We start from the raw sequence: 13,548 nt of genomic DNA on the forward strand, positions 1-13,548 counted from the left end.
GGGGGAGACAGAAAGGTGAGCGCATGAACGGCGACACGTATCTCCCGATCGGTGAACTGGCCCGGCGCGCCGGGGTCACCGTCAAGACCGTCCGACACTGGTCCGACCTCGGGATCGTGCCGCCCGCCGACCGCAGCCCGGCCGGCTACCGCCGCTACCGCACCGCCGACCTCGCGCGCCTGGCACTCGTCCGGACCCTGCGCGAACTGGGGCTCGACCTGCCCACGATCCGTGAGGTCGTGGACCGGAGGGCCACACTGCCCGAGGTCGCCGCGGCCCACGCCGCCGCCCTGGAGGCGCAGATCCGCACCCTGCGGACGCGGCGCGCGGTGCTCACGGCGGTCGCCCGGCGCGGCTCCACCCTTGAGGAGACCGATCTCATGCACCGACTCGCCACACTCACCGCGGACGAACGGCACCGGCACATCGCCGACTTCCTCGACAGCGCCTTCCCGCCGGCCGACTCCGTGCCCGAACTCGCCGCCGCGCGCCGTTCGATGACCCCGGACCTGCCCGACGACCCGGACGACGAGCAGATCGAGGCGTGGCTCGAACTCGCGGAACTGGCGGAGGACCCGGAGTTCCGCGCCGTACTGCGCGCCCTGGTCGACGACCAGGCGGCCGACCGGGCCGCGACGTCGGGCGGGTCGACGGCCGAGAGGTCCGACGGATCGACGGCCGGCCTGCCGCGGCCCGGGCTCGTCCACGCCGTCCGCGCGTGCGCCGGGCCGGCGCACGCCGCCGGGATCGACCCGGCATCGCCGGAGGCCGAGCCGGTCCTGGCACGCATCGCCGCGTCCTCAGGTCTCCCTGCTCCGGTCGACCTGCTCGGCCTGCCCGATCTCCTCGGCCGACTCGAACGGGCGGCGGACCCACGCCGGGAGCGCTACCTCCGGCTGCTCGCCGTCGTCAACGGCTGGGCCGCCCCGGACAGTCCGGTCCCGGCCCTCCACTGGACCGTCGCGGCGCTGCGGGCCCGGGCGGCGGTCTGAGCCGCCGCGCCCGGGCACGCCCGGTGCGGGTCAGCTCATCGCGGCCGGTTCCGGCTCGTCCGTCCAGGTCAGCGTCTCGATGAGCCAGTCGCCGGACGCGCTCACGGCGAGCTGCATCACCTTCCGGCCCCACGCGGAGAACTCCTCGCCGTCCCGCACCCCGTACTTGAAGTACTGCGCGGTCCGCACCGCCCGCTCCCCGGCGACGATCGTCGTCTGCGCGGCCTCCACCTCGCGGAAGTCCGTCAGCGACGGGCCGTTCAGGAGCGTCGCCCGGGGCGCGAGGAACTCGTCCACGTCCGTCCGGTGCACCACACCGTCCTCCGCGACCCGCTCGATCACCGCGTTGGGCGCGAGCACCCGGCGGGCCCCGTTCAGGTCCACCGGTTCGCCCGCCCGGCGGGTGAAGGCGTCGAAGAACGCGCGCGCGACGCCGTCGATCGCCCGCTCGTCCGCCGACGGCGGCGGGGACGTACGCCACTCCGAGTCGAGGACAGCGAACTGCTGGAAGTTGTTCCAGAGCCCCTTCGCGTAGGACTCCTTGCGCCACACCGCCTCGTGCCGCATGCCGATGCGCCGCATCAGCGCGGCCGAGGCGGTGTTCTCGACGTTGCAGATGCCGACGATGCGGCGCCAGCCGAAGCTGTCGAACGCGATGTCGAGCGTCACGGCGACCGCCTCCGTCGCGATGCCCGTCCCGTGCACGTCCGGATGGAACGCGAAGCCGACCTCGCCGGTCAGCGGCTGCTCGTCACGCTTGAGCAGCACCTCGCCGACGACGCGCCCCGACGCGTCCTCGACGGCCAGGTCGAGCCAGTTGCCGGGCTCCGCCAGCGACTCTCCGGCGATCACGCGCCCGAGCGTGTCCGCGGTCATCTCCCGCGTGTGCGGCTCGTGCGGCAGATAGCGGGCGACCTCGGGCAGCGAGCGGTGCGCGTGGACGGCGTCGAGGTCGTCGACGCGTACCGGACGCAGCGCGAACCGTTCCCTGCGGACCGGGTAGGGCGGGTGGACGGGGCCGGTCAAGGTGTCTCCTCCGGTGGGTCGACGTCGTGCGGCGGGTCAGTGGCGGATCTCGGCCGACCGGCCCAACGGCGGGAGGACCATGACCCGGCCGAGCTCCGCCTGGATCTGTTCGGCGGCCCGGCGCACCTCCGCGGGCACGTCCCCCCGCTCCTTGATGAGGCGGTAGTAGATCGGAGCGCTGGATTCGAGCGAGTTCATGGTGGGTGCGTACTTCCTGGCAGGCGACCGGCCCTTGCCGGCCGGTCCGGAGGACCGCGAGTCTACGGGGCCGCACTGACAGACCCCGAACTGGCTTGCGTGAAGAACGGGTTGCCGGGCGATACTGCCCGATGTGATCACCGACACGGAGTGGCTGCGGATCCGGCGTGAGCTGCGTCACGGCCAACTGCTGACGGGGACGGTGGTCCGGGTGCCCCGGCCGGGCGCGATCGGGATCTTCGTCGACGTCGGGCTCGCCGTGGGCGGCTTCGTGGACATGGCCCTGCTGCCGCAGCCCGGTGCCCGCTGGCCGCTCGAGGGGACCGTCACGCCGTTCGAGGTGTGGGCGGCGGACGACCGGAAGCAGCTCCGGCTGAAGCCCGTCGACCCGGCGTACCTGAGCGACGACTTCGACGCCTTCGTGGCGGAGCACCGGCCCGGTCGGCCGGACGAGATCGGGACTCCGCTGGTCCGCACCTACCGGTACGTCGGGCCCGCCGACCTCGTGGCCGGCGCGGGGGCCGCGACTGCGGGCCACGCCGTCGCCTCGCGCGCCGACTTCGGGGAATGGGCCGCCGGGCGCGCGCGGGCGGAGTGGGACGAGCCGTACACGTACGTCGTCGGCACGGACGGACTGCTCCGGTTGGCCCCGCGCCGCAGCGAGCACGTCGCGTGCGCGGGAGGCGGGTCCGTCCTCGCGGCGGGGGAGATCGCCTTCGGCCGGACCGGGGACGGCCGCCCGACGGTCACCGAGGTGAGCAACCTGTCCACGGGTTACTGCCCGGACCTCTCCTCCTGGCAACAGATCGCCGAGGCGCTGGACCGGGCGGGGTTCGAGCGGCGCGACCGGCCCGACGCCTTCACCCACGCCGTGGTGTTCCGGCGCTGCACGCACTGCCGGGAGCGCAACGTCGTGCGCGAGGGGCACTTCGTGTGCGCGATCTGCGGCGCCGGCCTGCCCGCGGGCTGGAACGTGGACGACGCGGACCCGGGCACGGGGCCTGGCGCCGGTGCGGACGACGGACCGGCCGCCTGAGGGGGTCCCACTCGACCCAACGCCCCGCATTCCGGACACTGTTGGCCACCCAACGGACAAGTCATGGTCAAATTCTTGTTGCAGACCTGTCAATCGCGGTCGATCGCTGGCACGCTCACTGCCGCTGTACCCAACCACCCCCCACCCCCCACGCAGTATGCGAAGGAGCCCGCGTGACCCGCCAGCAGTCCTCGCTCCACACCCCCGCCGTCGCCCCGAAGCGTGCGCGAACCGCCCGCGCCGCCGCCCTGATCGCCTCGGCCGCCATGGTCGTCGTCGGCATCCAGAGCGGATCGGCCAGCGCCGGCACCAACGGCGCCGCCACCGCGGCCAACCGTGAGGCAGCTGCCACCGCCGTCGTCCTGACCTCCGCCGAGCGCACCGCCGCGCTCAAGGGCGCGCAGGCCGACGCCTCCGCCACCGCACGCGCGATCGGCCTGTCCGACCGCGAGGCCCTCGTCGTCCGGGACGTCGTCAAGGACGCCGACGGCACCGTCCACACCCGCTTCGAGCGCACCTACGAGGGCCTCCCGGTCCTCGGCGGTGACCTCGTCGTGCACCAGAAGAAGAACGGCGCGCGCTCCGCCACCAAGGCGACCGGCGCCCGCATATCCGTCGCGAGCACGGACGCCGCCGTGCCCGCCGCGACCGCGAAGAAGTCCGCGGTCGCCGCCTCGGAGGAGAGGAACGCCGCGGCGTCCTCCGCCCGCAAGGTGATCTGGGCCGCCACCGGCAAGCCGGTCCTCGCCTGGGAGACCGTCGTCACCGGGGTCCAGGCCGACGGCACCCCGAGCGAGCGGCACGTCGTCACCGACGCCGCCACGGGCAAGGAGCTGTACTCCTACGAGGCCATCGAGACCGGCACCGGCAACACCCAGTACAGCGGTCAGGTCACCCTCGGCACCGCCCCGTCGTTCACGCTGACGGACACCGCCCGCGGTGGCCACAAGACGTACGACCTCGCCGGCGGCACCAACGGCACCGGCACGCTGTTCACCAACAGCACCGACGTCTGGGGCAACGGCTCCGCCTCCAACCGCGAGACGGCCGCCGCGGACGCGCACTACGGCGCGGCCGTCACCTGGGACTTCTACAAGAACGAGCTCGGCCGCAACGGCATCCGGGGCGACGGCGTCGCCGCCTACTCCCGCGTCCACTACGGCAACGCGTACGTCAACGCCTTCTGGTCCGACCAGTGCTTCTGCATGACGTACGGCGACGGCGCGGGCAACCTCAAGCCGCTCACCTCGCTCGACGTGGCCGGCCACGAGATGACCCACGGCCTGACCGCCTCCACCGCCGGTCTGCGCTACAGCCGCGAGTCGGGTGGCCTCAACGAGGCCACCTCCGACATCCTCGGCACCTCGGTCGAGTTCTTCGCCGCCAACTCGTCCGACGCGGGCGACTACCTCATCGGCGAGAAGATCGACATCCGCGGCAACGGCACCCCGCTGCGCTACATGGACAAGCCCAGCCGCGACGGCAACTCCGCCGACTACTGGGACCGCAACGTCGGCCGCCTCGACGTGCACTACTCGTCGGGCCCGGCCAACCACTTCTTCTACCTGCTCTCCGAGGGCAGTGGCGCCAAGACCATCAACGGCGTCAGCTACAACTCCCCGACCTCCGACGGCTCCACCGTCACGGGCATCGGCCGGGTCAAGGCGTACAAGATCTGGTACAAGGCCCTCTCGACGTACATGACGTCCTCCACCGACTACAAGGGCGCCCGCACGGCGACCCTGCAGGCGGCGAACGACCTGTACGGCGCGAACAGCGCGGAGTCCACTGCCGTGGCGGCCGCCTGGTCGGCGATCAACGTCAAGTAACCCCGCCACACCGCAGTACCGGCAGGGCCGCGCGAGAGCGACGCGCGGCCCTGCACGTATGATCCGGGCCGACGGGGAGGTGCCGGAGATGGCCGATGAGCAGCGGAAACCGAGGAAGCGGAAGAAGAGCGACGAGGACGGGTGCTGTGTCGGGGTGCTCGACACCTGCTCCGCGTACGGGCCCTGTTGCTCGATCTTCTCGCTGACCGCCGTCTTCGGCATGCTCGTCCGGCCCGCGCGTCCCTCGGTCGACCCGGCGGCACCTCGTCCCCTCGGCCGGGTGGCGGGGACGCTGTACCAGGCCGTCCGGTACTACCGGACCGAGGTGAGTCCCATGCTGCCGCCGTGCTGCCCGTACACGCCGAGCTGTTCCACGTACGCGGTGCAGGCGTTGCACAGGCACGGAGCGCGCCGGGGCGTGCGACTCGTCGTCGCGCGCCTGCTGCGGTGCCGGCCCGGGGCGGCCCGCCGGCGGGGGTTCCGGGATCCTGTCCCGGAGTAGACGCAGTTCCGGGCCCGAGCGCCACGGGAGGCCGCGCGCCCGCTACCGTACCGGCCAGTAGGGACGATCGGACGCGGCCCGTGAGGGCGAGGGGAGTGCGGGGCGATGGAGCGGCAGATGAGCCTGGAGGAGAGCACCGTCATGGACGCGCCTCCGGAGGTGGTGTACCGGCTCGTGTCCGACCTGCGGAACATGGGACGGTGGAGCCCGGAGTGCCGGAAGGTGCTCGTCTCGGCCCCGCCGGCGCGGAGCGGGACCCGCTTCGTCGGGCTCAACCGGCGCGGGCCGTTCCTCTGGTTCACGACCGGACGCGTGACTCAGGCCCGTCAGGACCGCGAATTCACCTTCGACATCGAGGCGTTCGGGCTGCCGATCGCCCGCTGGGGCTACCGCTTCGAGCCGGAGGGCACCGGCACCCGCGTCACCGAGTTCTGGCAGGACCTGCGGACCGGCGGCCGCACCGGCAGGATCGCGGACCGGCTCGGCGCGATCTTCGCCGGTACGAACCCGGAGCGCCGGATCGCCGTCAACCGGGCCGGCATGCGCACCACGCTCGACCGCATCGCCCGGGAGACCGCGGCCCGGGGCTGACCACGGGCCTGAGGCCGATCCCCGGCCGGCCCGCGGCGCCGACCCCCGATCCCGTCACCACCGGGCCGGGGGTCGCGCGTCGCCTCACTGCGTCGGCGACGCCTTCCGCAGCGCGCTGATACAGGTCTCGAGCGCCTGCCGCAGCGCCTCCAGGCGGGCCACCATGTCGTCCTCGTAGATGTCGTCGAAGTCGGCGGCGTCGTCCAGCGTCAGCTCCTCGAAGACCTTGGTGGCCTTCTGGAGGCTGCTGTAGAACTTCGTCCGCCGTTCCTGGACCCGGAGTTCGGGGTCCTCCTCGACCGCCCGCGCGACCAGGCCCTTCACCGTCTCGTACGCCTCGCCGGCCCACTCGCCGGCCTCCTCCGAGTCGTCGAGTTCGTCGATCAGCGACAGGTGCCGCTCGGCCTCCGCGCGCAGCTGCGCCGGCGCCTCGACGGTCTGTCCGGCGGGCGTCCGGATCTGGCCGTTCTCGGCGATCTGGCGGACGTACCCGATGCGGTCCGCGGCCTTGTTCTCCTCCGCCACGGCCTTCTTCAGGCCGTCGGTGCGGGCGATCGCGCGGGCCATCTCGGTCTGCAGCGCCGGGTCCTCCTTCATCCGGTCAAGGAGGGCGGTGCGGGCGGCGTCGGCGGTGCCCGGATCGGCGAGGATCGCCGCCCGCAGCGCCGTCGGGTTCTCCGCGACCTCCAGGGCCTTCGTCGGCCGGATGCCCTCCGCCTCGGCGGCGGCCGTGATCGCGTGGCCGCGCACGGAGGAGGCGCTGGAGCGGGAGGTGTAGTACGACAGCCACACGTCGGCGTCCGGGAGCTCGATGTCCTCGCCGGGGGCCAGCACCTCGAACTGCGGGACGATCCCGTCGTCGGCGGCCATGTCCCACGCCTTGTAGTAGCGCATGACCCGCTCGGCGGAGCAGCCCGCCAGCTCGCCGAACGCCTTGGCCGAGACCTTGGGGGAGTCCTCCGCGGACTGCCCGCCCGGCCGCACGCTGCGCGCCACCTTCAGCGCGAACGCCCAGCCGCCGGTGCGGGCGTAGACCCCGAACTCCCGGGCGTCGCGCACGATCGCCTCGGGCACGGGACGGGCGGCCGGCTCCACCCACTCCGCGGGCTCGGACAGGGCGGTGGTCTCGGACGGGTCGAGGACGACGGTCACCGATGACGCTCCAGGAAGATCGGGGAGGGGAAACGAATCTGCCCCGACACCCTATACGTACCCCTTGGGGTGAATGATCCGAATCCCGTCCCCGGAACCCGCCGTAATTCTCCCCGGCACGCCTCTGGGAACCTCCACGCCCCGCCGTTACCCTCCGCGCATGATTTCCACGGTGGTGTGGGGAACGGGCAATGTCGGCCGCGCGTCCGTCCGGGCCGTCGCGGCCCATCCGGAGCTCCGGCTCGACGCGGTACTGGTGCACAGCAGCGCCAAGGTGGGCAGGGACGCGGCCGAACTCGCCGGTCTCGACGGGAAACTCGGCGTGGTGGCCACCGACGACGTGGACGCGGTGCTCGCCGCCCGGCCGCGGGCCGTCGTCTACGCGGCCTCCGGCGACCTGCGCCCCGACGAGGCACTGGCCGACGTCGTACGGGCGGTCCGGCAGGGCGCGGTGGTCGTCACGCCCGCGCTGTACCCGCTGTACGACCATCGCAGCGCCCCTCCGGAGTGGCGGGACCCGGTGCTCGCCGCCGTCGAGGAGGGCGGCGGCTCGCTGTTCGTCTCGGGCGTGGACCCCGGCTGGGGCAACGACGTGCTGCCACTGCTGATGACCGGCCTCGGCACCACGGTCGACGCGGTCCGCTGCCAGGAGATCTTCGACTACTCCACGTACGAGCAGGAGGAGTCGGTCCGCCACCTGGTCGGCATGGGGCACCCCATGGACTACGAGCCCCCGATGCTCCTGCCGTCCGTCCCCACGATGGTCTGGGGCGGACAGATCCGCCTCATGGCCCGCGCGCTCGGCGTCGAGCTCGACGAGATCCGCGAGACGCTGCTGCGCCGGCCGCTCGAGACCACCGTCGGGACCCGCACCATGGGCACGTTCGAGGCGGGCACCCAGGGCGCGGTCCGCTTCGAGGTGCTGGGCATCGTCGGGGGCGAGCCCCGCATCGTCATCGAGCACATCACCCGCATCCACCCCTCCTGCGCCCCCGACTGGCCGTCGCCACCCAACGGCGACGGCGCGCACCGCGTGATCATCGAGGGGCGGCCGCGCATCGAGGTGACCGTCGAGGCCGTCGACGAGGGCGCCAACCGTTCCGCGGGCGGCAACGCCACCGCCGTGGGGCGCCTCGTGAACGCGCTGGACTGGCTCGCCGACGCCCCGCCCGGGCTCTACGACGCGCTGGACGTCCCGCTCCGCCCCGCAGCCGGCCGACTCGGAAGGAACCAGCAGTCATGATGATCGACATCCCCGAGGACAAGGACCCGATCCTCTACGTGTGGGGCGAGATGGTGCCCGGCATCGGCCTCGCCGCGTCGAACTTCTCGCTCTCCGTCTACGAGCACACCACCCTGGGGCTGCGGGAGTTCGAGGCCGCCCGGCTGCGCATCGCGCAGATCAACGGCTGCGCCTTCTGCCTCGACTGGCGCACCGAGCGCGACGGGGTGAAGGTCGAGGAGGAGTTCGCTGACGCGGTGACGCAGTGGCGCACGACCGAGGCCTTCGACGCGCGGACGCGTCTCGCGGCAGAGTACGCGGAGCGGTACGCGCTCGACCATCACGGTCTCGACGAGGAGTTCTGGGCCCGGATGACCGGGCAGTACAGCCAGACCGAGATCGTGGAACTCACCATGAGCATCGGTTCCTGGCTGGCGTTCGGCCGGCTCAACCACGTCCTCGGCCTCGACACCGTGTGCGTACTGCCCGGGCATTGACCGCCGGTCAGAGATCGGCGGCGATGATCTGTTCGATGTTGCGTTCCGCGAGCGCCGTGATGGTGACGAACGGGTTCACGCTGGTGTTGCCGGGGATCAGCGCGCCGTCGATCACGTACAGGCCCGGGTGACCGTGCAGCCGGCCGTAGTTGTCGGTGGCCCGGTTCAGTACGGCGCCGCCGAGCGGGTGGTACGTCAGATGGTCGCCCCAGATCCTGTAGGCGCCGAACAGGTCCGTCCGGTAGATCGTTCCCTCCTTCGCGTTGATCTTGTCGAAGATGCTCTTCGCCATGTCGATGGACGCCTGCTTCCAGGCCGTCTGCCAGCTGAGCTCCACCCGGCCCGCCGCGGCGTTCCAGGAGAACTCCGCGCGGTTCGGGTTCTTGGTGATCGACAGATAGAACGAGGCGTAGGTCTCGATCCCGGTGGGCAGGGGTGCGACCTCGGCGAACGCACCGCCGGCGGCCCAGTTGTCGATGCCCGCGGTGGGCATGGACGACTGGAGCTTGCCGGTCGGGTCCCACATGTGGTTGGCGCGACCGCACATGACGTTGCCGTTGTCGCCCCAGCCCTTGCCGATCTCGCCGTTGAGCAGCGGCAGCGCGCCGGTGGCCTTGAGCCGGGTGAGCAGCTTGCTGGTGCCGACACTGCCGGCCGCGAAGAACACCCGGTCGGCGGTGACCGACTTGGTGGCCGTGACGCCCCCGCCCGTGTCGAGCTGGTCGATGAGCACGGTGTACCCGCCGCCGGCCGCCGGGGTGACCGTGGTGACCTTGTGCAGCGGTGAGATGGTGACCCGGCCGGTGGCGCGGGCCTGCGCCAGGTAGGTCTTCTGCAGGGTCTTCTTGCCGTGGTTGTTGCCGTACAGGACCTCGGCCGCCAGCGCCGACTTCGGTACCGCGCCGGCCGCCTCCTGCTTCATGTAGTCCCAGTCGTACACGTTGGGCACGAAGACGAACGGGAAGCCGGACCGCTGGGCGTGCTTGCGGCCCACCCGCGCGTACTGGTAACAGTCCGCGCTCTCCCACCACGTCGGGTCGACGGCGGAGACGCCGAGGCCGGCGTTGGCCCGGGGGTAGTAGAGGCCGTACATCTCGTCGGCGTTCACGGACGGCAGGATCGCCTGGAAGTTCTCGCGCCTCGGCGTCACCGCCATGCCGCCGTTGACGAGCGAACCGCCGCCGACGCCGCGCCCCTGGTAGACGGTGATGCCGGCGAACTCCTCGGCGTCCAGGATGCCCGTGTAGCACGGGACGTCCTTGTCGAGGGGGTAGCCGAGGAACTGGCAGATCGGCTGTTTGGTGCGGGTGCGCAGCCAGAAGGAGCGGTAGTCGGGCCGGGTCGTGTTGGCGAAGATGTTGCCGTCAGTCCCCGGGGTGTCCCAGGCCATGCCCATCTCGACCATGTGCACGTCGACACCGGCCCGGGCCAGCCGCAGCGCGGCGACGGAGCCGCCGTAGCCGGTGCCGATCACCAGGACCGGGATCCTGTCCCCGGAGGCGAGCACCGGGGCGGGGGCGGCGTGCGCGGTGGTCGGGAGCAGCGGACCGGTCAGCGCTGCAGCGCCGACAATGGAACCTGTTCCAGTGATGAATCTTCGTCGGGAGACACCCTGAGAACGCTCGTTGTGCAAGGTGGAGTCACTCATGTGACCTTCCTCACGCTCGACCGAATGGGAGCTTGTTCTACTGGCGGGAGCGTGTGAAGTCACGACAAACCGACCGGTAACTTATGGCGGAATCCTGGCGGTCGTCACCAAGCCAGGCTCTCCAGCGCGTCCAGATCCGGCACCGGCCCCTCGGGCCCCGCGCCCCCGCCGCCGAACTCCATCTCGGCCCAGATCACCTTGCCGCGCTGCGTGTACCGCGTCCCCCACCGCTCGGCGAGCTGCGCCACCAGGAACAGCCCGCGCCCGCCCTCGTCGGTCGTCGCCGCGTACCGCAGGTGCGGCGAGGTGCTGCTGCTGTCCGACACCTCGCAGATCAGACCCCGGTCGCGCAGCAGCCGCACCCGGATCGGCTCCCCGCCGTACCGGATCGCGTTCGTGACCAGCTCGCTGAGGATCAGCTCGGTCGTGAACACGATGTCGCCGAGCCCCCATTCCTCGAGTTGCGCCGACGCCGCCTGCCGGATCCGGCTCACCTGCGCCGGATCCGCCGGAACGTCCCACTGCGCGATCCGCCGGGGCTCCAGCAGCCGGGTCTCCGCGACCAGCAGCGCGATGTCGTCGCTCGGCGCCGGCAGCAGCAGCGCCGCCAGCACGTCCGCACACGTCTGCTCCGGCGTACGCGTCGGGCGGGCCAGAGCCTCCCGCAGCAGCCCCAGTCCGGTCTCGAAGTCCCGGCCCCGGTCCTCGAGCAGGCCGTCGGTGAACAGCACCAGCCGGCTCGCCTCCGGCAGCTCCACCTCCACCGACTCGAACGGCACCCCGCCGATCCCCACCCCCAGCGGCAGCCCGGCCGGCAGGTCCGGGAACTCGACCCGGCCGTCCGGATGGACCAGCGCCGGACCCGGATGCCCCGCACTCGCCATCGTGCAGCGCCCGTCCGTCGGGTCGTACAGCGCGTACAGACAGGTCGCGCCGGTGATGCTCGCGCGCGATCCGCCGCCCGACTGCCCCTCGCCGTCCTCCTCGGCCGCCGACTGGTCGATCCGGTCGATCCGGTCGATCAGCTCGTCCAGATGCCCGAGCAGCTCGTCCGGCGGCAGGTCCAGCGTCGAGAAGTTCAGCACTGCCGTCCGCAGCCGCCCCATCGTCGCCGCCGCGTGCACCCCGTGCCCCACCACGTCCCCGACCACCAGCGCCACGCGCGCGCCCGGCAGCGGGATCACGTCGAACCAGTCCCCGCCCACCCCCGCCTCCGCCGGCAGGTAGCGCGAGGCGACCGACACCGCGGTCTGCTCCGGCAGCGCCCGCGGCAGCAGACTGCGCTGCAGCGCCACCGCCATCGTGTGCTCCCGGGTGAACCGGCGCGCGTTGTCGATGGAGACCGCCGCCCGCGCCGCCAGCTCCTCGGCGAACGACAGATCCTCCTCGTCGAACGGCTCCGGGGCGTCCGCCCGCCAGAAGTTCGCCATGCCCAGGACCACCCCGCGGGCCTGCAACGGCGCCGCGACCAGCGAGTGCAGGCCGTACGTGAGAGCCTGCGCCGCACCCTCCGGGTCCTGCATCCTCCACCCCTCGGCCGTCGTGAGGTCCGCCTCCAGAACCGCCCGGCCCTCGTCCAGCGCCACCGCCATCGGCGTCGTCGGCACCACGAAACGGACCACGTCGCCCACCGGCTGCAGCGGGTTCTCGGCGCGGACTCCGGACAGCGCGGCCCGCCGCATCTCCGTGTACGCGCCCGACGGCTCTTCGCCGCGCAGCACCGGATCCAGCAGCTCCACCGTGACGAAGTCCGCGAACCGCGGCACCGCCACCTCCGCCAGCTCCTCCGCCGTCCGCACCACGTCCAGCGTCGTACCGATCCGCACGCCGGCGTCGTACAGCAGATGCAGCCGGCGCCCGGTGACCTCCGCCCGCCCGGACACCACCGCCAGCTCCGTCGAGTCCCGCAGCGTCATCACCGTGCCGGTGTGCCGGCCCCCGAAGCCCTCGGTCGGGCGGACGTTCACCGCGAGCAGCCGGTCGCCGGACAGATGCACCTCGTCCGTGGCCGGCCGACCGGAGGCCAGCAGCGCGGACGTCCGCGGCTCCAGGCCCAGTTCAGTGACGTGCCGGCCCTCCGCGTCGGCCGTCAGCCCCAGCAGCCGGCGCGCCTCGTCGTTGGCGAGCATCAGCCGGCGGTCGGGCCCGATGATGAGCACACCCTCGCGGACCGCGTGCAGCACCGCCTCGTGATGCTCGTTCATCCGGGACAGCTCGTCCGGGCCCAGGCCACGGGTCTGCCGCCGGAGCCGACGGCTCACCAGGAACGCGCCGCCGATCGCGAGCGCCAGCGTGACCACACCGGCACTGATGATCAACGGGAGCTGGCCCTCCACCACGTCGGAGATGTTCTGCAGCTCGACCCCGGTGCTGACCAGAGCGATCACCACACCGTGCGTGTCCCGGATGGGCACGATGGCTCGCACCCCGTCCGCCGGCTCGCCCTTGTAGAGCTCGGTGAACGACTCCCCGCCCGCCGCGCGCTGTATGTTCCCGGTGGCCTTCTGTCCGATCAGCTCCGGGCGCGCGTCGGTGTAGCGCAACCCGTCCGGCGTCATCACGGCGATGAAGTCGAGACCCGACGCGGTCCGCGCGGCCTCCGTCAGCGGCTGCAGCGCCGCCGTCGGGTCGCCGGACTTCAGAGCGGCCTCCATGCCGGGGGAGTGGGCGAACGCCTCGGCGGAGGCCAGGGACCGGTTGCGGGCGTCGCGCTCGCTGTCGTACCGGGCCTGCAGGACGAGCGCCACCACCGCCGCGGTGCTCAACAGCACCACGATCATCGCCGTCAGCGCGAACACCTGCCCCGCGACGCTGCGCAGGATCCGGGGGGACTTGGAGCGCTCGCCCCGCATGCC

General features: G+C 72.3%; 12 protein-coding genes. 7 read left to right on the forward strand and 5 right to left on the reverse strand.

Features of this window, described 5'->3' with window-relative positions; translation table 11 throughout:
• Window positions 1–23: 23 nt before the first annotated feature.
• Window positions 24–992 carry a MerR family transcriptional regulator gene (locus R2D22_RS34785; protein ID WP_318109226.1) on the forward strand — a complete coding sequence of 323 codons (969 nt, stop codon included), beginning with the start codon at window positions 24–26 and terminating at the stop codon, window positions 990–992.
• 30 nt (window positions 993–1,022) lie between these two features.
• Here R2D22_RS34785 and R2D22_RS34790 read toward each other — a convergent pair whose 3' ends face one another.
• Together R2D22_RS34790 and R2D22_RS34795 are read right to left on the reverse strand one after the other, a co-directional pair.
• Window positions 1,023–2,018, reverse strand: coding sequence for a GNAT family N-acetyltransferase (locus R2D22_RS34790; RefSeq protein WP_318109227.1), 996 nt, complete (start codon window positions 2,016–2,018; stop codon window positions 1,023–1,025).
• 36 nt (window positions 2,019–2,054) lie between these two features.
• Window positions 2,055–2,216: a hypothetical protein gene (locus tag R2D22_RS34795; RefSeq protein ID WP_318109228.1), complete on the reverse strand. Its 162-nt coding sequence runs from the start codon at window positions 2,214–2,216 to the stop codon at window positions 2,055–2,057.
• 133 nt (window positions 2,217–2,349) lie between these two features.
• Between R2D22_RS34795 and R2D22_RS34800 the strand changes: the two genes are divergently transcribed.
• From R2D22_RS34800 to R2D22_RS34815, 4 genes are all read left to right on the forward strand, one after another.
• Entirely contained in the window at window positions 2,350–3,252 is a 903-nt protein-coding gene (locus R2D22_RS34800) for a hypothetical protein (RefSeq protein ID WP_318109229.1), read from the forward strand.
• Window positions 3,253–3,425: 173 nt separating this feature from the next.
• Entirely contained in the window at window positions 3,426–5,081 is a 1,656-nt protein-coding gene (locus R2D22_RS34805) for a M4 family metallopeptidase (protein WP_411977111.1), read from the forward strand.
• An 88-nt stretch (window positions 5,082–5,169) separates the two neighbouring features.
• Entirely contained in the window at window positions 5,170–5,583 is a 414-nt protein-coding gene (yidD, locus tag R2D22_RS34810; protein WP_318109230.1) for a membrane protein insertion efficiency factor YidD, read from the forward strand.
• Window positions 5,584–5,700: 117 nt separating this feature from the next.
• On the forward strand, window positions 5,701–6,174 hold the full coding sequence (locus R2D22_RS34815; RefSeq protein ID WP_318109231.1) for an SRPBCC family protein: 474 nt from the start codon (window positions 5,701–5,703) through the stop codon (window positions 6,172–6,174).
• Window positions 6,175–6,258: 84 nt separating this feature from the next.
• Here the strand turns inward: R2D22_RS34815 and R2D22_RS34820 are convergent, their stop codons facing one another.
• Window positions 6,259–7,326, reverse strand: a complete 1,068-nt coding sequence (locus tag R2D22_RS34820; RefSeq protein ID WP_318109232.1) for a hypothetical protein — start codon at window positions 7,324–7,326, stop codon at window positions 6,259–6,261.
• 160 nt (window positions 7,327–7,486) lie between these two features.
• Here R2D22_RS34820 and R2D22_RS34825 point away from each other — a divergent pair, with 160 nt between their 5' ends.
• Both R2D22_RS34825 and R2D22_RS34830 read left to right on the forward strand, forming a co-directional pair.
• Window positions 7,487–8,569, forward strand: a complete 1,083-nt coding sequence (locus R2D22_RS34825; RefSeq protein WP_318109233.1) for an NAD(P)H-dependent amine dehydrogenase family protein — start codon at window positions 7,487–7,489, stop codon at window positions 8,567–8,569.
• Entirely contained in the window at window positions 8,566–9,045 is a 480-nt protein-coding gene (locus tag R2D22_RS34830) for a carboxymuconolactone decarboxylase family protein (RefSeq protein WP_318109234.1), read from the forward strand. Before R2D22_RS34825 ends, R2D22_RS34830 begins: the two co-directional genes overlap by 4 nt.
• A gap of 7 nt (window positions 9,046–9,052) precedes the next feature.
• Here R2D22_RS34830 and R2D22_RS34835 read toward each other — a convergent pair whose 3' ends face one another.
• Entirely contained in the window at window positions 9,053–10,693 is a 1,641-nt protein-coding gene (locus R2D22_RS34835) for a GMC oxidoreductase (RefSeq protein ID WP_318109235.1), read from the reverse strand.
• Between the two features lie 104 nt (window positions 10,694–10,797).
• The gene (locus tag R2D22_RS34840) at window positions 10,798–13,545 is read right to left on the reverse strand and encodes a SpoIIE family protein phosphatase (RefSeq protein WP_318110166.1); all 2,748 of its coding nucleotides are present in this window, start codon (window positions 13,543–13,545) and stop codon (window positions 10,798–10,800) included.
• Between the last annotated feature and the right edge of the window lie 3 nt (window positions 13,546–13,548).

It is taken from the genome of Streptomyces sp. HUAS YS2 (genome assembly GCF_033343995.1).
Lineage (GTDB): Bacteria > Actinomycetota > Actinomycetes > Streptomycetales > Streptomycetaceae > Streptomyces > Streptomyces solicathayae.

Excerpts from the sequence above, each read along its gene's own strand:
- R2D22_RS34830 (WP_318109234.1), top strand. The coding sequence starts at position 8,566 with ATGATGATCGACATCCCCGAGGACAAGGACCCGATCCTCTACGTGTGG.
- R2D22_RS34795 (WP_318109228.1), bottom strand. The coding sequence starts at position 2,216 with ATGAACTCGCTCGAATCCAGCGCTCCGATCTACTACCGCCTCATCAAG.
- yidD (WP_318109230.1), top strand. The coding sequence starts at position 5,170 with ATGGCCGATGAGCAGCGGAAACCGAGGAAGCGGAAGAAGAGCGACGAG.
- R2D22_RS34785 (WP_318109226.1), top strand. The coding sequence starts at position 24 with ATGAACGGCGACACGTATCTCCCGATCGGTGAACTGGCCCGGCGCGCC.
- R2D22_RS34835 (WP_318109235.1), bottom strand. The coding sequence starts at position 10,693 with ATGAGTGACTCCACCTTGCACAACGAGCGTTCTCAGGGTGTCTCCCGA.
- R2D22_RS34840 (WP_318110166.1), bottom strand. The coding sequence starts at position 13,545 with ATGCGGGGCGAGCGCTCCAAGTCCCCCCGGATCCTGCGCAGCGTCGCG.
- R2D22_RS34815 (WP_318109231.1), top strand. The coding sequence starts at position 5,701 with ATGAGCCTGGAGGAGAGCACCGTCATGGACGCGCCTCCGGAGGTGGTG.
- R2D22_RS34825 (WP_318109233.1), top strand. The coding sequence starts at position 7,487 with ATGATTTCCACGGTGGTGTGGGGAACGGGCAATGTCGGCCGCGCGTCC.